We start from the raw sequence: 26,224 nt of genomic DNA on the forward strand, positions 1-26,224 counted from the left end.
CTTGCAACGAGTCCTACTTTATCCCCAGCTTAGCCCGGGTTTCATCTGCGCTGCAAGGTCGACCGCCCAGCTCACGAATTATCCGAACTGCTTTATCGACCAATTCGCCATTGCTCGCGAATACACCTTTTTCCAGATACAGATTGTCTTCCAAACCGACCCGCACGTTGCCACCAAGCAGCATCGCCTGCGCCACCATCGGCATCTGGGCACGGCTGATACCGAATCCAGACCAGAATACGTCGGGCGGTAGCTGTCCAACCATCGCGCTCATAGTTGCTGGATCAGCCCCCGCACCCCAAGGAATACCCAGACATACCTGATACATGGCCGGCGAATCGATCAAGCCCTCACTGACCAATTGATTGGCAAACCTCAGATGACCGAGATCGAATACCTCCATTTCAGTTTTAACACCAATTTCCTGGTAACGCGCGGCCATGCTGCGGAGCATGTTGGGGGTCTGCACATAGATAAGGTTGCTATCGCTAAAATTGATAGTGCCACAATCAAGCGAGGCAATATCTGGCCGCAGTAGTTCGACATGAGCCATTCTTGTTTCCGCGTTGACCATATCAGAACCCTCACCTGCAATGGTTGGATCATCGTCGTCGACCACAAGATCCCCTCCCATACCCGCTGTCAGATTGATCAATACATCTCGCCCACTGTTTCGAACCCGTTCCACCGTATCTTTGAACAGGTCGATGTCACGGCTGCCAATACCCGTTTCCGGGTCGCGCACGTGGATGTGGACGATCGCGGCCCCGGCATCCGCCGCCTCTATTGCCGCATTAGCAATCTGTTCCGGCGTGACAGGCACGTCGGGATGCTTGCCGACGGTATCACCTGCTCCAGTCACCGCACAGGTGACGACCACTTCTCTGTTCATCTCCATGGTGTTCTCCTTATTACTGCTTTCAGTTCCGCCTCTCTCCATTCACAACACTTATTTCTGCATCTTCTTAACTCATCTCAGGCCAACCATCTTGCCCGGGTGGGTACCAGTATTTATCCAGCACTTTCTGGATTTCCACCAGACACCGGTCACGTCGTTGCTCCAGTTCATTGAAATCCCGATCACCCGATTCGACCTCGCAACCGTCTACAATCCTGTTCTTGAGTTCCTCGGTCAACTCGGGGGCTTTCATATGCGACCAGGGTAATTCAAGCGCCGGTCCGAACTGCTCGATAGTATGGCGCATACCACCTGGCCCCCCAGCCAGATGCCACGCCATAAAAGTGCCCATGAACGCCCATCTTAAACCTGGGCCTCCAGTGACAGCAGCGTCGATCTCAGATACTGTCGCAATCCCATCATTTATAAGATGAAGCGCTTCCCGGTAGAGCGATTCCTGCAATCTGTCCGCAATGTAAGCTTCAACCTCTTTTCTAACATGAAGTGGGCGCATGCCGATCTGGCGATAAAACGCACCGGCGGCACGCACAAACTCGAGGCTGGTCTGCTCACCGCCCACGACTTCAACCAGCGGCAAAAGATAAACTGGGGCAAAGGGATGACCGATTACCAGTCGCTCCGGTCTCCGGCAGCGAGACTGGAGACGGCTGGGCAGTAACCCCGATGAACTCGAGGCAACCACAATGTCGCCTTTGGCGTGTCGTCCGATCTCTTCGTGCACAGCAATCTTGAGATCCTCGCGCTCCGGTACGTTTTCCTGAACAAAATCCGCACCCGCGACAGCAGTCTTAATGTCAGGGACAAATTCCAGTTTGCTGCGATCGGCTTTTTCGTCGAGGCCAGCCTGTTCGAGTATCGGCCAGGCGCTGTCAACAGTCTTCAAGACCATCTCAGCCGCAGCAGGGGAAGGATCTGTCACGACCACCGACAGCCCGTGGGCAAGACACCGTGTTGCCCATCCACTACCGATAACCCCGCCCCCGACCAGCGCTACACGTTGTATTTTTTTAGTTTTCATGTGTCATCGATTCCTATTCACCGCGAAAAACCGGTTTTCGCTTCTCTACGAAAGCCCGTACCCCCTCTTTCGCATCCTCTGACCTGAGCATTTTGCGATAAACCGGCAGGTCTTCGGTACGCATCGTCTGAAAGGCTTTCTCCACCGTATCACCTTCGATTGCGCGCAACACTTCTTTTACGGTCTGAACAGCCAGTGGCGCCGAATTGGCAATCTGATCAGCCCATTCACGCGCACGTATCATCAGTGTATCTGCCGGTACCACTGCATTGACCAACCCGTGCCGGGCCGCCTCCTCAGCCGGCATCCGGCGACCCAGAAGCAACATCTCCATCGCTATGTTGTAAGGGAGTCGGCGCGGCAGGCGCTGTATGGCCCCTGCATCCGGTACTATACCCAGCGGCATCTCAGGCAATGCGAACTCGACGTGATCAGCAGCAATAATCAGGTCGCATGCCATCGCCAGTTCAAACCCGCCGCCTATGGTCAATCCGTTCAGGGCCACGATCACCGGTTTGTTGAGATCCCACATTTCTGTGAGGCCGGCAAAACCGCCTGGTAGATCAACGTCAGCCTCCCACCAGTTATCCAGTTGCTGCTCACCACTGTCTACTGCTTTCAAGTCCCAGCCGGCTGAAAAAACCCGATCACCCGTTGCGGTCAGTAAACCTACGCGCAGGGCCGGATCATCGCGCAAAGTCACGATTGCATCATTGAGCATCCGGCTAAGGGTAAAATCTATTGCGTTAACTTTGGGCCTGTTCAACGTGATCTCAAGAACCGCACCACGTCGCTCTACCATCAGTTCTTCACTTCGGTCCGTCATTTTTTCCTCACTGCGACCAATCGTCAGGGGTCGCTAAGCCTGGTATCTCTGGTCTAAAGCTGGCGCGATAATAGCGCCTGGACCCAATCTATCGGGCAGGTGATTCTAGGACATCGGCGTAAAATCGTCTGTACTTCGATGGAAATTCACGCTACCCCACAATAAGATGATGTACTGAACAAAACGCTCAAGCGCTGCTGTCCGCCGATTCCGAGGCGGTTTTCAACAGCGCCGTACCATCAAGGCGGGAAGCAAATGGATCTTGAACTCACTGAAGAACAGCGCATGCTGGCCAATTCCGCACGAGCTTTTGTCTCTGAGGAACTTCTGCCCCACGAAAACGAAGTCGAAAAACAAGGCGAAGTAGCCCCTGAGCTTGGGCAACAGATCACCCGTAAAGCAATCGAGATGGGCTTCTATGCTGCTAACCTGCCTGAATCGGTCGGAGGCGGTGGTCTTGACTACACCAGCCTGGCCGTTCTTGAACGGGAATTCGGCAAGGTCTCACACGCCCTCAACGGCTTTGCGTGGCGTCCGACGGAACTGCTGATGGCCTGCGAGGGCGACCAGATAGAGCTTTATCTGGACCCCTGCGTTCGAGCGGAAAAAACCGAATGTTTTGCCATCACCGAACCCGGTGCCGGATCCGACATCTACTCCATGGCAACCCGGGCAGAAAAGGTCGGGAACGACTGGGTCATCAATGGCTCCAAACATTTCGTCAGCAGTCACGTCCTGCCGGATTTTGCCATTGTTTTTGCAGTGACTGGGATCGATGAAACCGATCGAGGCCCACGTAAACGGGTCACGGCGTTTCTGGTTGACCGCGGACATCCGGGTTTTGAGATCGTACGCGGACCCCGCTGTGTCAGCCAGCGCGCCTACCTGAACTTTGTACTGTCTTTCAATGACTGCCGTGTCGGACCCGGTCAAGTACTGGGAGAAGAAGGCGAAGGTCTCATCCTGGCAGATAAGTGGATCAAGATGGGGCGGGTCTGGGTGGGTGCCGGTTGCTGCGGACGGGCGGAACGTCTGCTGGATCTGTCGATCGACTGGGCGGCCAATCGTAAACAGTTCGGCCAGAGCATTGGCAAATTCCAGGGCACATCTTTCAAACTGGCAGATATGGCGACTGAACTGCAGGCCGCAGACCTGCTGGTCATGCACGCGGCGCACAAGGCAGATCAGAGCCGGATGACCCCTACAGATGCGGCCATGTGCAAGCTGTATGCGTCTGAAATGCTGCAACGCCTGGCCGACCATGCCGTTCAGATTTTTGGCGGCATGGGTCTGATGGAAGAGCTGCCGGTTGAACGACTGTGGCGGGATTCTCGTCTGGAGCGCATCTGGGAGGGCACCTCTGAGATTCAGCGACATATCATCAGCCGTGCTCTATTGCGCCCGCTTGGAGCATGACACCCAACCAGAAAGAAAATCTGCAGCGGCTGCTCGCCCCCAGGCACATTGCTTTTGTCGGTGGGAACGAAGCGCTGTATGCTTCACGCCAGTGTGCAGCCGGTGGCTTCAACGGTCAGATTTGGGGTGTCAACCCAAAGCGCCATCAACTGGACGAACATCCCTGTTTCGCCAGTGTGGATGACCTTCCGGAAGCACCCGATGCCGCATTTGTTGCAGTGCCGGCGCCCGTGGTCCCCACTGTAGTCGACCAGCTGCGCAAGCGCGGTGCAGGCGGTGTCGTCTGCTACAGCGCGGGCTTCGGAGAACTGGGCGCCGACGGTGAAGCATTGGAGCAGAAATTGATCGAAGTGTCCGGTGACCTTGCTCTCGTTGGGCCCAATGTGTTTGGCCTGCTCAATTACATTCAGGGCGCTCATCTGTGGCCTTACAGCCACGGTGGTCAGCGTGTGACCCAAGGTCCGGCAATCATCTCGCAGTCTGGAATGCTGTCGGGATATCTGCTCACCAATCGGCGATCGGTAAATTTTTCCTACGTGATTGGTGCGGGCAACCAGTCTGTCCTGGGTGTCGAAGACTACCTTGAAGCATTACTGACCCGGTCAGAAGTCACCGCCTTCGGCATCTATCTCGAATCGCTTCGAGACATTCCGCGGTTCGCAAAAGCTGCCCTGACCGCGCTGGACCAAAATAGACCACTCGTCGTAATCAAGGTCGGGCGCTCTGAGCTTGCCGCCCGCACCACACTGACCCACACCGCATCCCTCGCCGGCAGCGATACCCTTTACCAAGCACTGTTTGACCGGCTGGGTGTGGTTCGGGTGTCTACACCCAGCCTGATGCTGGAAACACTCAACCTGCTGACGATCGCGGGGGCACCAGCTGGTCGGAGACTGGCCGCTTTTACCTGCTCCGGAGGTGACGTTGCCATGTTGGCTGACCAGGGAGAAGAGTGCGGAATCGACTTCAAAGCCCCTTCGCCTGCAGCCAGGCACACTCTCACGACCCTACTGCCGGCCATCGCAACCGTCTCCAATCCGCTGGATTACACCACCCCGATGTGGGGCCACGAGGAAAAGCTCAAACCGGTCTTCAGCGCACTGGTCGAAGATGATTACGATGCAGCATTACTGGTCCAGGATTATCCCCCACCTCATCTTGAAGAAGACCGCCACCTGTACCAGGCCGACGCGCGCGCATTTATTCGGGCGACACGTGAAGCAGGCATTCCGGGCGCGGTATGTAGCAGCCTGCCAGAGAACCTTGATGCCCAGATCCAGCAATTCCTGAAAGACCACAATACGGCCCCGCTGCAGGGAATCGGTGAGTCCGTACAGGCAATTGCCGCGGCAACCGTGTTTGGTAGGCAGCGCAAAAAACATCTGGCTCAGGCCCGATCGATCTCATTTGAATTCGCGGGGCGGACTGCCAACAGCGTCACACTCGATGAATGGCAGGGCAAGAAACTGCTGGAAAGCATCGGCATCCCGATTCCGGCTGGAGAATTGGTCACAGTTGCCGGTGTCTCGGCTGCGGCTGATCAACTGGGCTATCCTGTGGCCCTGAAACTGGTCAGTGCAGACCTGCCGCATAAGACCGAAGCGGGCGCGGTGAGACTAAACCTTGAGTCGGCAATCCAGGTGAGCGATGCTGCAAAGGCAATCCAGCAGGCGGTGCGAGACTATTCACCAAACCTACCGAAAGAGTGCTTCCTGGTTGAAAAGATGGTGGCCAATTCAATCGCTGAACTGCTGGTTGGTATCCGCAATGATGAGCAATTCGGTCACACCCTGACACTGGCTAGCGGCGGCGCACTGGTAGAACTGGTAGCCGACAGTGTGACCGTACTTCTACCGACCCCGCGCGAAGAGATCGCTGCAGCGTTGCACTCGCTGCAGGTGGCCAAACTGCTGCGAGGGTTCCGGAATCGACCCGCCGCAGACGTTGACCGGCTTGTCGACACCATCTGTACCGTCGTTGACTTTGCCCACCGGCTTGGTGCCAAACTCCATGAACTCGACATCAACCCATTGATTGTCCACCCGGACGGCTGTACCGCGGCCGATGTGCTGCTTCGCGTGGATCCAGAAGCGCTTTAGTCTTTTTGTGAATTCCGCGGCATCCAACAGGCCGTTGGCCTGCACTGTGGTAACCGTAATCCAGGCCCACCTCAGGTAACCGCACACGCACGCTCTATTCCCTCGCGATCAGTCCAGCCAGTGCCACACCGGCAGATCCGCCTCCACCAATGATCAAGTCTGTGCCGTTCACCTCAACCGGCCCGACCCCAGAAATAAGTCCGTACGGCTTCGCTGTTGCACGTACCCGGCCGGGTACTGAAACACAATACGGGTACCAGCCGAGAACGGGTTCCGCTGACATCAGTCACACGGTGCAGAGAACGTGAACCATTGAAAATCAGCAGGGTCCCCTCCGTAAATGGCAGTTGCTCCACCTCACTGCGTTCTCCTTGACACACGCGTTTAATGATCTTTGCTTCGTCTGCACGCCCACGAAGACCAGGGATGTACTCAAACGTACCGCCTTTATCCGGCGCCTGAAGCATCAGTGTCACGCTGAACTCCGATTCGTCGAAGTGCCAACCATGCCGACCACCGTCCCGAAAAACATTGATGGAACACGCCCCCAGTGGATCCTCAAATCGATACAGTTCAGGAGCACCGAGTACACCTCGTATAAAAGCCTTAAACGGGTCCCAGTCATAGATCTGCCTGAGCGGGCCTCCTAATGGAATACAGTCGAAAGGCACAGAACCGACGCTGGTCTGCTCCTGCCAGGTCGCAGGATCGTCAGCCGGCAGACCGTCCGGCGTGTCCGTCAGGTAAACATTGTGGGTACTGTCAACAAAGTAGGCATGTGGCTCAACCATTAACGCTTCGCGTTTCATCAGTGTCAGCGCTGAGTCACGTATGAAACCGTGCAGCACCAATAGACCGGACTGTGCAAAACGTGCCCTGCTTCGGGCAATGAACAGCTGGTCCTCGACAGAAAATGGTTCGTCCAGCGGGTATCGTCCAGTATCGATCAGGCAAGATGGGTCGGTCGAAGTCATCTGTTGTACAGGTCTATTCGGAAATCTGCCACCAGATTATGCACCGATCGATTGCCAGTAATGCGACAATGACCGCCAGAATGTTTAACTTGGCTCGCTAACGAACGATGGGGAGATACCCTGTTGAATTCAACATCGCCCCGGAATCGGGGCCTGCTCTTATTCGACTACGACGGTGTACTGGCTGACTCTCTGAATACGCTCAGTGAATATACGACCATCTTCTGTCGTGAGCACGGACTCGGAGAAGGGCTTAAGACAACCGATGTCGATGCGATGGAATCGGCGACGCTGGCGGGCCTCATTGAGGCCGCAGGCATCAGTCAAGCCTACGTTAGGGACTACGCACGGTATCTGTTCCAGGCCCTGAACCGCGATCCACTGAAAGTACCGCTGTTTAAAGGAATACCCAAAATGCTAACCGACCTGGCCCGACACTACACGCTCTGTGTTGTTACAGCCAATCATTCGGCGATTGTTCGGCAACGACTCGATGCTGCACAACTAACCAGCTTGATGGGTTGTATCTATGGAAACGAACAGCCCGGCGGTAAAGTTGACCACATTATCAACGCTCTTGAAACGAACCATGCACAGCCTGCCTCCACCTGGATGATTGGCGATACCGTAGGCGACATTGAAGCCGCGCAGAACGCCGGTGTCAACGCGGTAGCTGTAACCTGGGGCTGGCAATCTTCTATAAGACTCAAAAGCAAAGCACCTGACCTTATGTTCGAAAAACCGCAGGCGCTGCACCACTACTTCAAGAATACCTGGCAACAGACAACAGCCAAGGCGGGTATTCCGCGGTGAACTATCTGGCGCATCTTTATCTGTCGGGCGATATCGAAGACCTGGTGATCGGCAATTTCATCGGCGATGCAGTCCGCGGAGACCAGTACAGACGATTAAAACCTGCTGTTCAGGCCGGTGTCCGCTTACACCGGGAAATCGACCGTTTTACCGATACCCACGACACTGTACGCCGCTCCAAAAAACGGATGTGGCATGTGTTTGGCCGATACTCAAGTGTCGTGGCAGATGTTTTCCTCGATCATTTCCTGGCCCGAGATTGGGACACGTATCATCCACAGTCTCTTGAGGCCTACGCGGGCTCGGTCGAGTCAATGCTGCGACCCCGGCTGGCTGAATTCCCCGAACGCGCTCGCCGGTTTTTCGATTACATGACCCAAAACCGGGTGTTGTTGAGCTACGCCAGCATAATCGGCACGGGGAAAGTCCTGACACAGATGGCCCAGCGAGCCCGATTCGAATCACACATGGAACACGGTGCGGCCGAACTCAGTCGATGCTACGAAGCCTACCGTCAGGATTTCCGGTCGTTCTTCCCCGAGTTGTGCACTTTCGTTCAGACCCGGCAGGTGGAGATCACACAGGAAGAATAACCATTTCGCCCGGGCGCCTAAGCCGATCCTGCATCGGCATCCAGCGGGGTGTGAAAATACTCACTTTCCTGGGCAAAACGGCTGGCTTCCTCAATCAACTGCCGCACACGTTTGTCCGCAGTATCGATATCGGCACAACTCTCACAGTACGGCTCTCCGCAGGGTTGGCGCGTGTAGAGCCAAAAATGCACGGCACCGGCTAAAAGACCAGACGCCACCTCCCAGCGGTCCGACTCATCATCTGCATCAATTAATCGGTTACCAAGCTCAATCATACGTTCAGCCGCGTCGTCAAACTCCAGGGGGGTTTCATCTAGTTCCATGAATAACTCCAAGACCATTCACTGTGTTGAATCGAGGCTAGCCCAGGCATTTTAAATGTAACGAGATTCTTGTGTAGTGGAACAATCTAATTACCGGTGTGTTCTCAGGGAGCCGATAGATGTCGTGCCTGTTTGTGCAAATCGGTTAATGCTGCATCGATCCGAGCACATCGTTCAACGAGCCATTGCTGATGAACCGCGAGATCGCTAGCCACTTGATCAGCCTGGCGGACCACCTCCATTGGGTTAGCGCTACCAATTGTGACACGGGACTGAATAAACGACTCTGCATTTAACATTTTACGGAGTTCAGCATCACCAATCTCTAACGAGCGTCCTGCAATTGCCAACGCCGCCTCGTCGAGCCGGGTTGATGAAGCTTTAGACACCGGCTCACCGGCTTCAATTGACGCTTTAACGAATGCACCTACGACGTGATGTGCGACTCTGAACGGAAAATCAAAGCGACGTACAATCTCATCTGCCACGTGACTTGCTGTACTCCAGTAAACATCGGCGCGCTCTCGCATTGTCGACTCATGCAGAATCAATGTACGCACACATTCTGTCATCAATTCCAGCGCATCCCGGCAAGCATCGGTGGCGTTCGAAACGATATCCTCACCGTACACCATATCCAGATCGGTCGATAGCACGCCGCGTTGACAACTCATTACCGCCGGTAACCAGCCTGCAGACTGTCCGGCCAATGATTTAATTCGCTCGAGCGCATGCGGGTTTTTCTTTTGCGGCATGATGCTGCTGGTACCCGCCAACCCATCGTCAATTTCCAATAAGGAAAATTCCCACGAGCTCCAAACGTAAAGATCCGTTGCGAATCGACCAAGATTGCTCATCATAATACTAAGTACAGCTATTGCCTCTTCAATATGATCACGGGCGAACTCTCCAGCATCGTTGGCGTTGACGACAAGACCTTCGTGCCCTAGCAAAGCAGCCGTGCGTTCTCGATCTAATGGCCAAGAGGTGCCAACTTGAGCAGCGCCGCCTAACGAGCTCAGATTTGTCCGTGCATACAATCCCTGCATACGCTGCAGATCCCGCTCGAAGATGAAAGCTTCACGCATCAAATAGTGTCCGAAAGTCCATGGCTGTGCATGTTGGAGGTGTGTATAGCCCGGCATTATTAAATCTGCATGGCGAATTGAGCGCTCGATGATTTGCCGCTCCAAGTTACTGAGTAGCGTAAACAACTCCAACAACAGATCACGAAAGTAGAGCCTTTCCACAGCTGCTTCTTGGTCATTACGACTTCTGCCTGTCTGTAATCGACCAGCGATGTCCTCCCCGCAGTGCTCTGTGATAAAGCCTTCAAACTGGACGAGGCATGAACCCGACTCGGCGACCCACGGGAAGCCCCCTGCACCGAGCTCCTGGATTTCGAGCAGTGCGCCAAGCAAACGTCTACCGCGCTGTGTGTCCAAAATATCGCGCTCGACCAACATCACAACATGCGCAAGATCGACGTGTATATATGCTTTGAAGCGTCTTTTGATTCCAGGCAAGTGGCGTTTTTCATCGTGTTCGACAAGCACTTTATTACGTGGGCCCAATCGGGCCTTTTCAAGAAAGATGTCAGATTTCATTTCACTCCACTTCGGACGATTACTCGAGTTTGTGCTGACTCTATCCAGAATAAAAAAGTCGGATGAGACTGATCTAAAGCCTGCTTACACTGGCGAGTCTGACACGTGACTGGAATTCACAGTGATTGCGTAACCGGATGGGTCACAAAGTGTGAATGACCGGTGAAACGCATCGTCCTGAATAGTAGATGGCGATAGTTTAAGCGCTTCAAATTTCTCGTGACTGGTCTCCAGGTTGTCCACCATGAGATCGAAAGGTGCCACAGTACCTGGCGTAATCGGATCGGAGGCAGGTCGAAGCAATAAATGCGTACCGCCGCGTAGTTCGAGAACAGCAATATTGTCTGCTTGGAAAATCTCCCGCATCCCGAGTTTGCACATGAACGCGGCAGATTGATTGACGTCCGTCACCGGCATGAATACGTGCCCGATCCATACTGGTGGGCGTTCATCGATCCTAGTCATCACCATTTCTCCCTATGTCCGATTTTGAGTAGCGACACCACACATTGAAACGTGCTTATGATTGTTGGCCACTTCGATAGAAAAAACAACAAAGTCTTTGCTTGATCAGGACGAGTTGATTGAAAATCGGCGCAGTAAACTGAACCGAGCTCATTCTGGCAATAATCGGTGGGGACTGTTTATGGGCGTAAAATAATGACTTATCGTTTAATCGCATCCGAGCATGTGACCGTCCGCACCTAAAACACAGAGAAATTTCTATAGATGATCTAACGATGAATGTAACCCACACTTTTGATTTCATCATTGTCGGCGCTGGCTCGGCTGGCTGTGTACTGGCAAACCACTTGAGCGCGGATCGACGCTTCACTGTGCTACTAATCGAAGCGGGGAAAATAAGTCATCCCCTCACACCAGTGCCGATCAGCTTCAGCCGCTTCATCGACAATCCGAAAGTCAATTGGTGCTATGCGTCCGAACCCGAACCGGTAATGGCCAATCGGCCAATACCGGTTCCCCGCGGCCGGATACTTGGCGGTTCGAGTGCTATCAACGGTTTAGTATATGTACGCGGTCAGCCCTTGGATTACAACACTTGGGCACAATTAGGCAATCGGGGCTGGAGCTTCGACGATGTTCTGCCGATCTTCCAGCGCATGGAGAACTACGAACCGGGGGCAGATGAATGGCGTAGGCAAGGTGGGCCACTGCATGTCAGCGAAGTTGCCGATCAGAATCCGCTGTACGATGCCTTGGTTGCCGCCGGCGAAGAGATCGGTTTACCGAACAATCCAGACTACAACGGTGCTGACCAGACCGGCCTGTGCAAAACCCAGACCACCATTCGCGGCGGGAAACGCATGAGCTCGGCGGTGGCCTATCTGGCACCGGCGAGGTCTCGTCCGAACCTAACCATTGTGACCGAGGCCTTGGCCCGCCGTCTGACGTTAAACGGGAAACAATGCACAGGCATCAGCTATTCGGTAGACGGTCGTACTATCGATGCCCAGGCGCGTACGGAGGTGATCCTATGCTGCGGGTCGATCAATTCGCCGCAGCTTCTGGAGCTATCTGGAATTGGACAACCTGCCCTGTTGAAATCTCAGGGGATTGAGGTGTGCCATGCTTTGCCGGGCGTTGGCGAGAGTTTGCGCGATCACATCGCTCCACGCATGGGCTGGACAATCAGCAAACGTGGTGTAACGTTCAACGATCGGGCACGCGGTCTTGGGCTCCTGTGGCAAGTTGCCAAATACGCAATCAATAAGGATGGCTTTTTGAGTCTTCCGTCGGCCCCGCTTGTCGCTTTCATTAAAACTCATGCCGACCTGGAGAGCCCCGACGCCCAGCTCCATCTCGTCCCGTATGCGTTTTCCCCCACCACACGCCAATTGCTTGACGAACCTGGTATGACGATTACCGTTTACCAGTTGCGCCCGGAAAGTCTGGGGTCAATTCACATCAAGTCCACGGACCCACATGAAGCGCCGGCTATTCGTTTCAATTTCTTGTCCAACCCGCTTGACCGCCAGACCCTGGTAGAGGCCGTGCGTTTCACCAGGCGTCTGATGCAGGCGCCGGCGATGGATCAGTTTCGCGGTATCGAGTTCAAGCCTGGGCCCGACGTGCAAAGTGATGGCGAGATAATCGAGTGGATCGGTAAAACCGCAGAAACGGCCTATCATCCGGTCGGCACCTGCCGCATGGGCAATGATGAGAACGCCGTAGTCAACGACCGATTACAGGTACACGGTATCGAAGGGTTACGCATCGCTGACGGTTCTATCATGCCGACACTAGTCTCCGGCAACACGAATGCCGCCTGCATTATGATCGGTGAAAAAGCCGCGGACATGATTCTCGCCGAACAGGGGTAATCGTTCGGTGAAATGTTGACGCTATTCTTGATGAGATTCCATCTTTATGATGAGTATTTAACAGTATCCGGTACACCGTCTGTTGGCGGGACTTGAACAAAATATAGATTCGATCGTTTTCAGCGTGTTTCTCCATCCAGTGTCACCCCAAGACCCAGGACGACCCGATTTGCGTAAGCGAAGTACCCGGCAACCTGGTTAACCTCCAAGATCTCACCATCACTGGCTCCGGCTTCTCGCAGCGTTTCGATCGATTCAGCCGTCAGTGTCGCCGGGTCAAGGGTCAAGGCCCGTACATAGCCCAGCAGGGCCAATTCCTTACCACCGAATACTTCCTCTAAGCGATCACCCATCAGCGCATCGGCAATGGCCGACCATGCCTCCGGCTTTCCGGCATACGCCAGCCCGCCTGCATGGTTATGATGATCTATGCAATAGGTACACTGGTTGAGGATACTGACATAAAGACCCACTGCCTCTAAATACCACAGTGCCAGTACATTACCAGTATGTCCGAGAACAGCCCGGTAGAGTGCCGTATGGCCTTCTAGGGTATGCGGGCGTAGCGAGTGGGCACTGTAGATGTTGGCAATGGTGCCGTTCGGTCGCTGATATTTCTCGTACAGGGTTTTCAAGCGGCCAGCTGCCTTTGCCCGTGATATCGATTCAATCCAGGTCATTGTCCGTTTTCTTCAATGATGTATTCTCTATAGCTTTTGCCGCTAGTAATCTTTATCAACCAATAGATGTCGTTCCCCATGATCGTCGGCTCTAGAATTTCTGTGTTCTTGATTGTCGCACTTGTATTACTCATGCCAGTGTTTTTGCCAGGATGTTCACCTACTGCATATGGTATTCAGGTAGAACGTTGGGACATGCTCTCTGAGAAAGAGAGAATTGCAGTAATTCAGGCTTATCAAGAGAAACAGAATCGACTTCGAATTTAAGCAGAGGCGCGTCAAGCGGAGGCAAAACTTCGATTAAAGGAGATAGAAAAAAAGATAAAGGACATTTATAACGGCGATAGGTTGTCTGGAGTGTAGAGAACCGATTCCAATTGTTCGATAATCTTCTTCTCGGGTTCGGAAATCGTAGCAAGTCCCAGGAAACCACCAGCGCTTTGTGCGATATCTCGCGCACGACCCACAATTTGAGTCTTGATTACCTCGTTTTGTTCGTCACTCAGGTGCTCTTTAAGAGTAGCGATGTATTCAGACCAGGCATCTAACAGACTCGCTGGGGGTTTGAAGTCGAGCCAACCGTTCAGAAGCTCATAGGCAACGCTATCTTTTTCAACTCCGTAGGCCTTTGCACCTTTCAAAATCGCTTCGCGTTCCTTCGCATGCAGTTCGTCATCGGCCCAGGCTACAGCGACCATTGGAACTAAACGAATTGCACAAAGCGTCTCTTCGCTTATGCCCAAGTCAATCATCTTGCCGAGTAGTTTTTCATCACTGATTCCTGATACTTTTCGCAGGGACCCTAACTTTTCCCTCGCACTCGCCTCCGCGCGCAATTTCTCAATATTCTCATTATCCTTCGTGCGGAAAAACTCATCTTCGAGGGCTTTTCGTCGTTCGTCCAGAGACATTGTAGCTCCTAAGTTTTAGGTTAAGGCAGTGCCATCCTAACTGAAAAGTAACCACCTTTGTTACTGAATACTTTAACCACCTTCGCTTCTACAAACTGATGGTAACTCCCAATAGATACAACAGACTGTCACATACCATTTATGTCCAGACCCCTCCGACTGGGCTATAGATAGGCCGTTGGTGGAAAACAACATCCCGCAGACAAAACTGTACCCCGTCAGCGGAAGTTGGACAGAATAGTCTGATTGCCTAAGAGGGGGTTTTAGCTCATCGTTAACTCAAAGAGGAGACGATGATGACAGGCAAAAGAAGCGCAGAGAAGACGGTTCGAGACATCCGTAGAGTCACCCGGCGTCATTATTCTGCCGAAGAGAAGATTCGTGTTGTACTGGAGGGCCTTCCAGGTGAGGACAGTATTGCTGAACTGTGCCCTCGCGAAGGCATCAACAGCAATGTCTATTACCGCTGGTCGAAGGAGTTTCTTGAGGCAGGCGTGAAGCGACCTCCGAGGAAGTCAAAGATTTACGTGCAGAATCAGCCGCCTTAAAGGAGGCTCTGGCGGAACAGGTCATGGAAAACCGCCTGCTCAAAAAAAGTGTGATCACAGATGGGGAGGACGATACCTGAGATATTCGGCCTCAGAGAAATACCAAATGATCCGTCTGCTCGAGTCATCCAGCCTATCCTTCAGACGGCTTGATATTCACCGCTCTACTTTCTGCCACTGGTTACAGCGTTACCAGGATAACGGAGTTGACGGCCTTGAGGATCGCAAGCCGACCCCAACGGTGGCCTGGTGGCTGTGCACTTCGATGAGTGCCAGCGATGTGTCTGACACACTGGGTGATGCGTTGTGCTTTGCCGGACTGGACCAGGTTAAGGTCAGGCACAAACCAAGATTGCTAAGCGACAACGGCCCGTGTTAGATCTCGGCCGAACTATCCGGGTATTTGCAAGAAAACGGAATGACCCATACCCGGGGCAGGCCCTATCATCCGCAGACCCAGGGCAAGATCGAGCGCTGGCATCGGTCCATGAAAAACCAGATTCTGCTGAACAACTCCTATCTGCCCGCTGAGCTACAGGAACATCTGCAGCGATTTATCAGTTACTACAACCATCAGCGCTATCATGAATCACTGGATAACCTGACCCCCGCTGAGTGTATTATGGACGGGGGCAGGAAATACTGGACCAGAGGCATACCATTAAATTGGACACCTTGGCCATACGCCGAAAGATGCATTACGATAACCAAAACAATTTACACCTGATGAGCTGAACTGCCTCTTACATCAGGGCGCCATCTGTCCAATTTAGTTTGACGACATACAGATGCTAGCCACTGCATCGTGCAGGTGATCCGGTGCCAAATGGACATATCGCACTGTCATCTAATACCGCCCACGCGTGACCCGAGCATACATCGAGTTAAAGAGATAGATCCAAAGCAGATGAGCAGGTACCGTGCAGGCCCCAAGTTGGTGGGCGGTTAGTTGTGCCATGAGCGAGCTGTCTCCCCAGCAAAGAATTCGCTGCATGATCGCGCTCGTCGCTGCGCTAGCGGTGGTGTCGATCACCAGTTCTTTGAATTGGCCGATTTTGTCCGAAGCTCTGCGCAATCAGGGCTATAGCGAATCCATGATCGGCATTAATGCAGCTGCCCAGTTTGCCGGCATTATCGTGGTGGCACTGGCCACACCGCGCATCATCCCAGCTCTGGGATTCTTCAAGGCCATTGTGCTCGGCCTGGTGGTGGTCGCGGTAACGTTAATTGCTTTACCGGCGTTTCGCAGTTTCGAGACCTGGCTGGTGATCCGGTTCCTGCTTGGTATGGGTAATTCGCTGTTGTTTACCACTGGTGATACGTGGATAAACCACATCGTCAATGACCGGGTGCGCGGACGTTGGATGGGCATCTATGTCACGGTCGGCATGGCTGGTTGGGCCGTCGGTCCGGTGCTTGGTGCTTATCTGGACCCAGACACTTACTGGCCGTTTGTTTGGGGGTTGCTGGCAATCGTGGTTGCGGCTGGTTTTCTGCTGCCCACCCGGAAACTTGATGTCAGGTTGGGTGTTCCCGAACAGGGAGTCGCTCTGGGCTTGGCGGCGGTGTTTTTTGCCGCACCCACGGTACTGCTGGCATCAGCCATGTTTGGTGTCGTCGAAGGCGCGATGCAATCTTTCGCCCATCTCTACACCATGGATGTACTGGGCGCACAATTCCGTCAGACCGGGTATGCAGTAATCTGGGTCGGTTCGGTAGCAGCTGTTTTTTTTCAATACCCTATCGGTTGGTTGGCTGACAAAGTTAACCGTAGCTGGCTGCTGATTGTCTGTGTTCTGGCACTGATGCTTTCGATCTTTCTGTTTCCGCTGCTTGTCGAAGGCGGACGCGATGCCTGGTGGCAACCACAGGCACTGGCGCTATGGGCCGTGGTCAGTGTCTGGGGTGGTTCCATGGGGGGGATTTTCACCGTTGGCATTACTCTGCTGGGCGAACGTTTTCGTGATGCAGAACTGGTTTCCGCCAACGCTGTGTTTTCCGTGCTGTTTGGTGTCGGCGGTCTGCTTGGTCCGTTCCTGACCGGTACTGCAATGAGCGTATTCGGTCCCGCTGGCTTCCCGTTGTCGCTACTTGCAGCTGTCGTGATCTACGCGTTGTTTGCGCTCTATCGGCAATTTACCCGCAGATAGCATCTTCCTTGACTGTACCCACAGTGGATGCAGCAATACCAAGAGCCTTGTGTCGGTCGTCAATGCTCATACTTTTGGCGGAAATGCACCATTAGTATTGTAGTACTCGGCCATTACGGTCTTAATACCAGAGGCAAGGCTTAACCCCTCAGCCATCTGCGCACGAGCGACATAGTTCTAATATTGCGGTATCGCTATAGCTGTCCGTATTCCAATGATCGCTACCACGATCATCGGCTCTATCAAGGTGAAGCCGAAATGAATGCGTTTCATGTTGTTGATGTTACTCCCAACACCCCACTAACACCGTAAACCTTTCTGCCTTCTCAGCAATGTCTGTAATTTTTAGTTTCTTGCGCATTTAAGGACAGAGGATTTGGTGGGGAGGTTGGGTTAGGTCTGATTCATATCATGAATGTACAAACTGATATGCTAAAACAACTGGAGCTGCCCGATAATCTAGTCCAGTTGATGTGAGAGTATCTGAGTTTGTTTCAGGAGCGCTGGGCTGAACCTGGGCGATGCGGCGGCCGCCAGGCCTCAGGCCCGGACCTGCGCTGCACGCGCATCGCCCGGAAATGTCAGGGCGGCCAGCGCGTAAAACAACAGGGCCAGGATCAGCACCAGTGTGAACCCGAACTGAATGGCGAGTAGGACCGCCAGTACCGCACTCACCACCGATGCGCAGCCGTTGATCGCCCAGGCCCAGGGCACGAATGCGGGTTGACTGGCCGCCACCCGCGCGAGGGCGAGTGGCAACGGCAGGCCCATGCAGAACGCGAGCGGCGCGATCAGCATGATCGCCATCACCAGCTTGACCACGAGGGTGCGATCGGCCAACAGCTCGAATAGGGTCTCGAGCACCGCGAAGTGGATTAGCGCAACTAGGCCGATTCCAATCACCGCAAAGACCATACCCGCAAAACTTTGGCCTTTGTGGACGAGGCGGTTGGCCAGTAGGCTGCCGAGCCCGGCAAAGACCAGGAACGCACTCAGCACCGCGACGGCGGCATAGAGCGGATGGTGCAGGAACAGGATAAAACGCTGGATGAACGCCATTTCGATAAACAGAAAGGCCAGCCCGATAGCACCGAAACAGGTCACCAGCTTCAGTCGGCTGAGTACCACCTGTTCCGGTCGCGCACGGCGCAAGAGGGTCAGCGGCACCAATACCAGCAGCGCACTGCCCACGAGTGCCTGCAGCAGCGTCGCCGCCAGCACGAGATAGCCCCACTCCAGCAGGGCGGCGCCGCCCTGGCCGCGCAGCGACAGTACCTCGGGTATGGTCTTCCACTTGAGGAAGTGCGCGAAGTAGGGCCGGTCGTCGGTCGCCGGAGTGAGATCAAACTTGTAGCGGTCAAGAAAATCGTCACGATCGCTGCCGAGCAGCGCCGCTGCCCCTTCGAAGAACCAGGGCTGGCGCAGCACGTTGTAGCGATTGGCTTCCTCGGCCCGAATCGACGGGTAATAGACCAGATCGAATCCCCGCCCGGCACAAAAGCGGCGTAGGCTCCGGATCTCGTTTGGGGTCACCGCTGTTTTCTTGACCAGCAGTGTGCTCGTGGCCCAGCCGCGGATCAGGATGATGCGTTGCCCGGGGTCTGAACTGCCCGTGGTGCGCAGTGCCTCGGCGGCGGTCGCCAGGAGCTTCAACGCGTCCCGCGGCGGTACCCGGACCCAGCGCGTGATCGCCAGGAAGCCGTCAGGTGACAGCCGCCTTAGATAGTCCGCCATCGCTTCAACCGTGAAGAGGTAGTTCTCACCCAGGGCATTGAGCCCCGCCGCCGAGGCTCCCAGCGCCTCGATCAGGTCGAGTTGGATCAGGTCATAAGCACCGCGGCCCGTTGTGACAAACCCACGGGCATCACCAGTGTGCAGCCGTACCCTCGAGTTCCGGAACAAATCGCCGGCAAACGCGCCGAAGCGATCGCGAACCAAGGCGGTGACCTGTGGATTCAGTTCCACCGCATCGACCTGGTCGGCCCCCAGCGCCAGTGCCTGCAGCACCGAGCTGCCGCCACCCGCGCCGAGGACCAGAACCCGGCCCGGGTGGGCCAGATAATAGGGCAGTGCCGAGGTCAACTGGCCGAAGTGACCCGGTCCTGATGTTGTGTCCCAGGCGGTGATCGGCGACACGGCACCGGCGTCGATGTACAGACCCAGTTGCGGTGGCGGGCCGACCGGGGCGTACAGGCTGAGTCCTGGTGCATGGCGCAGCGGAACGACCTTGTTGCCGACGACCGTCAACAGGCCAAGTGGGCCAGTGCGCTGCTCGAGCACCTTGGCACCTGCGGTTTGCAGCGCCAGGCTGAGCGGCTTGTAGGGTGAGACCACCAGTTCTGCCCGCCATGGCCATGCCAGTGCCGGCAGTGCAATCAGGGCAAAAATCAGGGCAGGGGTGGGACGCCATCGCAGGCGAAGCTCCCACAGCCCGACGATTAATGCGCACGTCCCGACCAGTGCGACCAGTGACAGCGCCTGCAGTGGAAATACCACTGTCAGTGCGATCATCAGCGCGAGGCTGCCAATGCCGGCGCCGGCGAGGTCGGCGCTGTACAGGCGCGGTATGTTCTCGCTCCAGCCCATCAACGCAATGCCGATGGCACAGCCGGATAAGAAAAACGGTACGGCCAGCAATAAATAGATGATCACCAAGTTCAGCAGTTGCCCGAGGTCCCAGAAGATCTCCTCGGCGTTGAAGCCGACCTGCTGCGCCAGTGCATAGCAGCCGACCGCAGCGGGGCCGAACAGTGCCAGGCAGGTGACGTAGACCTGGGCGATCCGGGGCAGCAGTCGGTCGCGCATCAACGCCAGGAAAGTACCGCTGGCCCCGAGTCCGATCAGCGCCAGGCTGATCACCATGTAGGCGAAGTGGTGCCACTGGATGATCGAGAACAGGCGCAGCAGCAGCAGTTCGTAGGCCAGTGCGGCGCACGAGACCAGCGCCACCGAGGCGAACGGGGATCGACCCATCGCCGGGTCGCCTGCTGTCCTGGCCGGGACTGTGGTCACCGAGCTTCAGTGGCTGCCGGTGAGCGGCACGAAGCGAACCGGCAGAATTTGCCGGACGGAAAATTCGCCAGCGGAGCTTTTCTCGATCAGCAGCAGGTCCTGGACCATGAAACGCGAACCGATGGGGATGATCATCCGCCCCGTGGGGCGCAGTTGCTTGAGCAGAGGCGGGGGCACGTGGCTGGCGGCGGCGGTGACGATGATGGCATCGAAAGGCGCACCTTCCTCCCAACCGTAGTAGCCGTCCCCGACGCGGCCGTGAATATTGGTGTAACCGAGCCGTGCCAGCCTGGCCGTGGCCGCGCGGCCCAACGGTTCGATGATCTCGATCGTGTAGACCACGCGGGTGAGTTCTGCAAGCACGGCAGCCTGGTAGCCCGAACCGGTGCCAACTTCCAGCACCTGGTCGTCCGCATCCAGCGCCAGCAGATCCGTCATCAGGGCCACGATATACGGCTGGGAGATGGTTTGCCCGTAACCGATGGGCAGGGGGTGGTTCGCGTAGGCCCGGGCGCGTTCGGCCTCGGGAACAAATTCGTGCCGCGGTACCCGGCCCATCACCAGCATCACCGCCGGGTCGAGCTGCTCCCTGCCGATGTGGCGGCGGGTATCAATGACGTCCTGGCGAATGAGCTGGACCATCCCGGCCCGCTGGGTCGCGTAGCGATCGGCATGAGCGTTCGGCGCAAAGCAGAGCACCAACGCTGTGACCAGCGTGACGGCACCGGCAAGCAAGCGGCCAGATGAGACTGGCTGGCAGAAGGTGCTCCGTGACAGGGCCGGGGAAACCGTCAGGTCGGTCATGTGCCCATCCAGATCACGGTCATGCGGTCGATGCCAGCGAAGACCAGCACACAGTAGATGACGGTCAAGGCAGCGACCGTCACTGGGGTCTGCCAGCCCGTTCCGGCCCAGGCGTTGCGTATGATGTTGAACAGTTGCCAGAACAGGTAGCACTCAAGTGCGAACGGCATGAACCCGAGATAACCGAGTAGCGGCATCTCAAACACGTGCCAGAAGTCAACCAGCGGGACCGAGTACACCCACTTGGCATCGGACCAGAAATTCCAGCTTTCCCAGAGGACTCCGCAGAGCAAGCCTGCCAGCATCAGCCGTGCAAGCCGCTGGTAGGCACCGCGCCGAGCCTGCCCGAGGAACGAGGCCTCGCGGTCGTAGTGATAGAGCAGCGGGTCCAGGATGAACACGATACCCACCCACAGCAGTGGAAAACAGTAACGCGGCAGCAGCACGACCAGGACCATCATGACAAAGCCGACAATCACACAGCCATATAGAAGCCGGGGGGAGACCCTGAGTGTCGGACCGCGCAGGCGCCTGATGGCTCCGAAATTTTTCAACAGCAACTCGGTCTCGAGTATCGCAGGGATGACTGTCGCAAACGACAGGGTGTAGGCGGCCCACCGAAGCCAGGTGACCTCAATGATCCCGTAGTACAGCCAGTTTCGCAGATGGAAATTCCAGGCCTCGAAAAACAGCCATACCACGATCGAACAACCGACCATCCAAAAAAACCGGGGACCGTCACCGAAGACCAGCGACTCGCCGGTCTTCAGGCGGTTGATCGCCCCGATCACCGGGATGAAAGTCCACCAGGTGAATAGGTAGAAAAAGGTATGGAATGGTTCGACGCTGGCGAGCATGAGCGCGAAAAAGGTCGCGTGGGCGGCAACACCCAGGGCAAGGATAATTTTTTCTCGGATCATGAGTCTGCGTCTGAGTCAGTGTGAGGCTTGCTCGTTTTTTCGGTCAAGCGCCCACAGACTTCACGGAGAATATTTTACCGCGGGCCGGAAATATCTCGGTTCCCCTCAATATTTCATGAGAACACAAATGAGCGATCAAGCTCGCAACGAGTGGCTTGCGCTGACCAGCCCCATTGACTGGTCCAGTTTGAAGGGGGAACGTCACTATACTGGTGGACCAATTCAAAGGGGGAGAATCAGAGCCCAGGTTGAGAGTGCGCTCTAGTTGTCACGCCTGGTCAACGGGGCTTTCGAGAGCAGTTGTCGTCAATAGAACATTTCCTTGTGACCCAAAAACTTTGACAGTGCCACCTTCCGCACAATCATCACCTTCTGCTATCCACAGAGTATCCCCCACGCTAATTCTTCCCTTCCCATTTTCTATGGCTTCGATTACTACAAAGGTTTTCCCGATATAGGCTTCTGCCCGCTCATGCAGGATCGGTCGCGCCGATTGGCCTCTACCTTTCCTGAGCCAGTACCCGAGAGCAACAGTTGGAATGCTAATAACCGCAAATGCAATTAATTCAATTGAAAGTGTCAACGTGAATACCAAATCCAGGATACCTACTACCAGCGCGGCTAAAGCAAACCAAATAAGGAAGGTGCCGGGTAGAAGAATTTCCAGAATAGCCAGAACGACGCCAACAGCTATCCAAGTCCAAGGACCAAGTAGTGCATAGAGTTCACTAGCATTCATAACAATGCCTCGTCACCCAGTTTTGTTAAAAGCACTTTTCGCTATTTCAGCCACCCCAGCCAGTGAGCCAATTACGCTTGCGGCTTCAAGGGGCATGAGGACAACTTTTTCGTTATCAGCAGATGCAATTTCCTTAAGAGCCTGTATATAGTCCTTTGCTACAAAGTAATTAATAGCCTGAATGTCGCCGTTAGCAATCGCACGGCTTACCGATTCCGTCGCTTTTGCTTCGGCCTCCGCAAGACGCTCCCGCGCCTCTGCATTTCGAAAAGCAGCCTCCTTCGCTCCCTCAGCCTTGAGAATTTCTCCCTGCTTTAATCCTTCTGCTTCTAAAATCTCAGCTTGACGCTTCCCTTCGGACTCTAATATTAAGGCGCGCTTTTCTCGTTCTGCTTTCATCTGCCGGGCCATCGAGTCAACTAGATCCTTTGGTGGATCAATATCTTTTATCTCGCAACGCGTAACTTTAACGCCCCAAGGGGTGGTAGCTTCATCGATTACATGCAACAGCTGATTATTGATCACTTCGCGCTGCGAAAGAAGTTCATCGAGATCCATACTACCCATAACGGTTCTAATGTTCGTCATGGCTAGATTGATCGTTGCTCGAATTAAATCAGTGACTGCATAGGCCGCTTTCTCAGCAACAAGCACCTGATAGAACAAAATTGCATCAACCGCAACGCGTGCATTGTCTTTCGTAATTACTTCCTGAGTTGGTATATCCAGAACGCTCTCCATCATGTTGACTTTCTCGCCAACCTTTTCGATGAATGGCACAAGAATATTAAGCCCGGGATTTAATGTTCCCGAATATCGCCCAAATCTAGTTTTCGTATAATTGAAGCCTTGGGGTACGAATTTGACTGTCGACGTAATGACAAATATCACCAGAACCACAATAACAATAGGTAAAATCAGATCAGCGTACACGTTAATACTCCTCTTTTGATGTTTGGTGAGTGCGAAACATAACGTAGGACGTTGAACATCGCCACTATTTGTACGGCGGAGCCATATTCCGACACTAGAACGTCTGTATTTCTTGTGTTTACAGGGTTCTCAGACGGTGCCTAGTATTCATACATCCACGCGCTCTTACCGCTGGCTGCACGGCCCACCAATAAATCAACGACTTAGCGTCGTATAAAAAATGTGGTTTTCCTATAACTACCGGATTGTCCTATCACTCCGGTATCTAGCTCTTTCTGAGCAACTAAAAATCCAAAACGCAAGTGGCAACAGTAGCGTAGGGAACTGAAGACTACGTACCATATCGTAGCTAAAATATGATCAGATCAATCGGCAATTAAATTTGTTTTTTCAGTGGCGTGGAGGCTAACGTGAGCGCGAGCAATTTGGTTAATCTGAAAGCCTACCCGATCCAGGATATCGAAACACCAGCTGCCCAGGCGCTTGTCGCAAGGTGTCGACAGGACCTTGATGAAAGCGCATTGTCCAGGTTAGATGCTTTCATTCGGCCCGATGCAATTGTGGCTATGACTAATGAGATAGACAGTCTCGTGAATTGTGCTTACCGTGCAGAACATCAGCGAACACCCTACTCTTGGCGGTACAACTTGGACTTTCCAGATGGGCATCCCCGCCGCGCCTTGCACATGAACCGCTATGGATATCTGTTGTACAACCAACTCGAAAACAAATCGCTGATCAGTCAACTCTACGAATGGAAACCATTGACTGAATTTGTACGTCAAATCCTAAGTTTCGAAACACTATATCGTACTGCTGATCCTTATCTCTCTATAGTAATCAATATAATGAAGAGTGGAGATGAATTAGCCTGGCATTTTGATACCAACGATGGTGTAGTTTCCTTGATGTTGCAAACGGCTGACGACGGTGGAGAATTCGAGTACGCACCCTATATACGAAATGAACTTGACGAGAATTATGGTGGAATTAATGAATTGTTTGAGGGGCGTGCTCAAGTTGCAGATCGACCTAAAATTTATCCCGGAACCTTCGTATTATTTAAAGGCAGACGCTCTTGTCATAGAGTGACGCCGATAGGCCGAAGTAGGCAACCGCGACTGAATATCCTTTACAGCTACGATGAGCAACCCAACATGGTCTTTTCAGACGCGAGCCAACTAGAAAAAACCCAGCCCACATCAGGAGCAAATGTTGGATTGAAGGCTCCTACCTAGGTAGGTTCCAGATCGGGACGACTTACAGACTGCATCCGAAAGGTTAGGTTATGCGTCTACAGATACAACGAGTAAGCACTATCGCTCTAACGTTAAGAGAGTGATGCCGTTGAGTTCCTATAAAAAATAACAAAATAAGGGTATAAAACACATGACAGACATCTTCTCCACACGACGTATCCCCGATTCGTGCTTCGGCTCGATAATTGAATTCAACCAGCCCAATCTCGAACTCGCACTTAAGTCGCTTGAAACAAAACCAGACTCACTACTCTCGGCACTAATCGCAGCAAAAGGTTTGTTGGTTTTACCCAAGGTTGGGGCTATTACGGAACAGCCCGAGTTACTGCTGCGACTAAGTCGCTTGTTTGGTACAGAAGTCGAAAACTATCACCACACATTGAGTACTCGAAATCTGGTTCACCCGACTGTGCCTCAGATTCTAGTGCTTGCCAACCAGCCGCCCAGCAACCGACAACCACCAAAGCGCCCCGAGCCAGCCTTGACTATGAACGGCGAGTTGCCGGTACAGTTTCCACATCGAAGTGGCTGGCATACTGACCAGAGTTTTCGACGCCCACCACCTGATGTCTCACTATTCTATGCAGTCACTCCCTCACCTAAGGGCACCGGTCAAACACTCTATGCGAGTGGCACTGCTGCTTATAAAGCATTGCCCAACGACCTCAAGACACAAATAAGCAATCTGTGCGGCATACATGCTCTACCGTGGACCGGTCGATCCGAGACAGCTGTTAGAAGTGGTGATCCACCCGTCGAGTTGCTCGCGCATCAGAGACCGCAGCACCAACCCGTGGTACGCGATCACCCGGTTACCGGCGAGCCATCATTATTCCTCTGCGAAGACGGGCAGATGGATTGGGTCGACGGACCAATCGCAGGCATGGAGCCAGGCCCGGATGGTGAAGGGGCTGCCTTACTCTATAAACTGATGAGTCATTTCACTAAACGTAGATTCGTCTACGTGCATGATTGGGATAGAGGTGATCTGGTCATCAACGATAATCGCAACGTAATTCATTCAGCTACCTGGTTCGACACGAAATACGAGATTCGCGACATGTGGCGAACAACAGTCATGGGCAATCCGGGCAGAGAGTACGAAGGTGAAGCACCAAGCTGGATACCCGCGCCGGGCATGGAACCAACCCAGGGTCTGGCTGACCAGACTAATGCGAGTGGAAAGTGAGGTCATGACTTTCTCGACTTAAAACCTCTACCACCGAATAGTGCTTGCCCGACTCACGTCATTAACGTACATATGAATGATGTGACGAGTAGCCTATTCACTGTGACTCCAATTGATCGGATTCGTCATCAGTCAATTTTCATGGATTA

Annotated in this window: 22 protein-coding genes and 2 pseudogenes; 9 read left to right on the forward strand and 15 right to left on the reverse strand. The window is 54.1% G+C overall.

Annotated elements, in window-relative coordinates; genetic code table 11:
- Positions 1–13: 13 nt before the first annotated feature.
- The 3 genes from MK323_01265 to caiD all read right to left on the reverse strand — a co-directional run bounded on the left by MK323_01265 (position 14) and on the right by caiD (position 2,763).
- Positions 14–892 carry a 3-keto-5-aminohexanoate cleavage protein gene (locus MK323_01265; protein MCH2480797.1) on the reverse strand — a complete coding sequence of 293 codons (879 nt, stop codon included), beginning with the start codon at positions 890–892 and terminating at the stop codon, positions 14–16.
- Between the two features lie 73 nt (positions 893–965).
- Positions 966–1,937: a 3-hydroxyacyl-CoA dehydrogenase NAD-binding domain-containing protein gene (locus tag MK323_01270; GenBank protein ID MCH2480798.1), complete on the reverse strand. Its 972-nt coding sequence runs from the start codon at positions 1,935–1,937 to the stop codon at positions 966–968.
- Between the two features lie 13 nt (positions 1,938–1,950).
- A complete protein-coding gene (gene caiD / locus MK323_01275; protein ID MCH2480799.1) occupies positions 1,951–2,763 on the reverse strand; it encodes a crotonobetainyl-CoA hydratase in 813 nt (270 codons plus the stop codon).
- Positions 2,764–3,018: 255 nt separating this feature from the next.
- Between caiD and MK323_01280 the strand changes: the two genes are divergently transcribed.
- Both MK323_01280 and MK323_01285 read left to right on the forward strand, forming a co-directional pair.
- Complete coding sequence (locus MK323_01280) at positions 3,019–4,179, forward strand: acyl-CoA dehydrogenase family protein (GenBank protein ID MCH2480800.1); 1,161 nt, start codon at positions 3,019–3,021, stop codon at positions 4,177–4,179.
- Positions 4,176–6,278: an acetate--CoA ligase family protein gene (locus tag MK323_01285; GenBank protein ID MCH2480801.1), complete on the forward strand. Its 2,103-nt coding sequence runs from the start codon at positions 4,176–4,178 to the stop codon at positions 6,276–6,278. Before MK323_01280 ends, MK323_01285 begins: the two co-directional genes overlap by 4 nt.
- Before the next feature lie 173 nt (positions 6,279–6,451).
- Here the strand turns inward: MK323_01285 and MK323_01290 are convergent, their stop codons facing one another.
- The gene (locus MK323_01290; GenBank protein ID MCH2480802.1) at positions 6,452–7,252 is read right to left on the reverse strand and encodes an alpha-ketoglutarate-dependent dioxygenase AlkB; all 801 of its coding nucleotides are present in this window, start codon (positions 7,250–7,252) and stop codon (positions 6,452–6,454) included.
- Between the two features lie 123 nt (positions 7,253–7,375).
- Here MK323_01290 and MK323_01295 point away from each other — a divergent pair, with 123 nt between their 5' ends.
- A complete protein-coding gene (locus MK323_01295) occupies positions 7,376–8,065 on the forward strand; it encodes an HAD family hydrolase (protein ID MCH2480803.1) in 690 nt (229 codons plus the stop codon).
- On the forward strand, positions 8,062–8,658 hold the full coding sequence (locus tag MK323_01300; GenBank protein ID MCH2480804.1) for an ACP phosphodiesterase: 597 nt from the start codon (positions 8,062–8,064) through the stop codon (positions 8,656–8,658). The genes MK323_01295 and MK323_01300 overlap by 4 nt, the downstream gene beginning before the upstream one ends.
- A 17-nt stretch (positions 8,659–8,675) precedes the next feature.
- Here the strand turns inward: MK323_01300 and MK323_01305 are convergent, their stop codons facing one another.
- From MK323_01305 to MK323_01315, 3 genes are all read right to left on the reverse strand, one after another.
- Complete coding sequence (locus MK323_01305; GenBank protein ID MCH2480805.1) at positions 8,676–8,981, reverse strand: hypothetical protein; 306 nt, start codon at positions 8,979–8,981, stop codon at positions 8,676–8,678.
- A gap of 104 nt (positions 8,982–9,085) precedes the next feature.
- Positions 9,086–10,588 (reverse strand): argininosuccinate lyase, encoded by a 1,503-nt coding sequence (gene argH / locus MK323_01310; GenBank protein MCH2480806.1) that lies wholly within the window; start codon positions 10,586–10,588, stop codon positions 9,086–9,088.
- A gap of 84 nt (positions 10,589–10,672) precedes the next feature.
- Complete coding sequence (locus MK323_01315; GenBank protein ID MCH2480807.1) at positions 10,673–11,053, reverse strand: VOC family protein; 381 nt, start codon at positions 11,051–11,053, stop codon at positions 10,673–10,675.
- Positions 11,054–11,328: 275 nt separating this feature from the next.
- On the opposite strand from MK323_01315, the gene MK323_01320 reads away from it, so the two are divergent.
- Positions 11,329–12,930 (forward strand): GMC family oxidoreductase N-terminal domain-containing protein, encoded by a 1,602-nt coding sequence (locus MK323_01320; GenBank protein MCH2480808.1) that lies wholly within the window; start codon positions 11,329–11,331, stop codon positions 12,928–12,930.
- A 119-nt stretch (positions 12,931–13,049) separates the two neighbouring features.
- Here MK323_01320 and MK323_01325 read toward each other — a convergent pair whose 3' ends face one another.
- Both MK323_01325 and MK323_01330 read right to left on the reverse strand, forming a co-directional pair.
- Complete coding sequence (locus MK323_01325; GenBank protein MCH2480809.1) at positions 13,050–13,610, reverse strand: peroxidase-related enzyme; 561 nt, start codon at positions 13,608–13,610, stop codon at positions 13,050–13,052.
- A gap of 332 nt (positions 13,611–13,942) precedes the next feature.
- The gene (locus MK323_01330) at positions 13,943–14,521 is read right to left on the reverse strand and encodes a hypothetical protein (GenBank protein ID MCH2480810.1); all 579 of its coding nucleotides are present in this window, start codon (positions 14,519–14,521) and stop codon (positions 13,943–13,945) included.
- A 293-nt stretch (positions 14,522–14,814) separates the two neighbouring features.
- Between MK323_01330 and MK323_01335 the strand changes: the two are divergent.
- Together MK323_01335 and MK323_01340 are read left to right on the forward strand one after the other, a co-directional pair.
- Positions 14,815–15,804: pseudogene (locus MK323_01335) on the forward strand (transposase).
- A gap of 221 nt (positions 15,805–16,025) precedes the next feature.
- The gene (locus MK323_01340; GenBank protein MCH2480811.1) at positions 16,026–17,219 is read left to right on the forward strand and encodes an MFS transporter; all 1,194 of its coding nucleotides are present in this window, start codon (positions 16,026–16,028) and stop codon (positions 17,217–17,219) included.
- A gap of 180 nt (positions 17,220–17,399) precedes the next feature.
- Here MK323_01340 and MK323_01345 read toward each other — a convergent pair.
- The 6 genes and pseudogenes from MK323_01345 to MK323_01370 form a co-directional block, all read right to left on the reverse strand.
- Positions 17,400–17,492 (reverse strand): annotated as a pseudogene (locus MK323_01345) (prepilin-type N-terminal cleavage/methylation domain-containing protein).
- Positions 17,493–17,759: 267 nt separating this feature from the next.
- Positions 17,760–20,192 (reverse strand): SAM-dependent methyltransferase, encoded by a 2,433-nt coding sequence (locus MK323_01350; protein MCH2480812.1) that lies wholly within the window; start codon positions 20,190–20,192, stop codon positions 17,760–17,762.
- A 45-nt stretch (positions 20,193–20,237) separates the two neighbouring features.
- The gene (locus MK323_01355; GenBank protein ID MCH2480813.1) at positions 20,238–21,035 is read right to left on the reverse strand and encodes a protein-L-isoaspartate(D-aspartate) O-methyltransferase; all 798 of its coding nucleotides are present in this window, start codon (positions 21,033–21,035) and stop codon (positions 20,238–20,240) included.
- A complete protein-coding gene (locus MK323_01360) occupies positions 21,032–21,955 on the reverse strand; it encodes a hypothetical protein (GenBank protein MCH2480814.1) in 924 nt (307 codons plus the stop codon). Before MK323_01360 ends, MK323_01355 begins: the two co-directional genes overlap by 4 nt.
- A 268-nt stretch (positions 21,956–22,223) precedes the next feature.
- A complete protein-coding gene (locus tag MK323_01365; protein MCH2480815.1) occupies positions 22,224–22,694 on the reverse strand; it encodes an NfeD family protein in 471 nt (156 codons plus the stop codon).
- Between the two features lie 12 nt (positions 22,695–22,706).
- Entirely contained in the window at positions 22,707–23,627 is a 921-nt protein-coding gene (locus tag MK323_01370) for an SPFH/Band 7/PHB domain protein (GenBank protein MCH2480816.1), read from the reverse strand.
- A gap of 410 nt (positions 23,628–24,037) precedes the next feature.
- On the opposite strand from MK323_01370, the gene MK323_01375 reads away from it, so the two are divergent.
- Complete coding sequence (locus tag MK323_01375; GenBank protein ID MCH2480817.1) at positions 24,038–24,865, forward strand: hypothetical protein; 828 nt, start codon at positions 24,038–24,040, stop codon at positions 24,863–24,865.
- A 151-nt stretch (positions 24,866–25,016) separates the two neighbouring features.
- A complete protein-coding gene (locus tag MK323_01380) occupies positions 25,017–26,075 on the forward strand; it encodes a TauD/TfdA family dioxygenase (GenBank protein MCH2480818.1) in 1,059 nt (352 codons plus the stop codon).
- The last annotated feature ends 149 nt before the right edge of the window (positions 26,076–26,224 follow it).

This window comes from Gammaproteobacteria bacterium (genome assembly GCA_022450155.1).
Taxonomy (GTDB): Bacteria; Pseudomonadota; Gammaproteobacteria; order Arenicellales; family UBA868; genus REDSEA-S09-B13.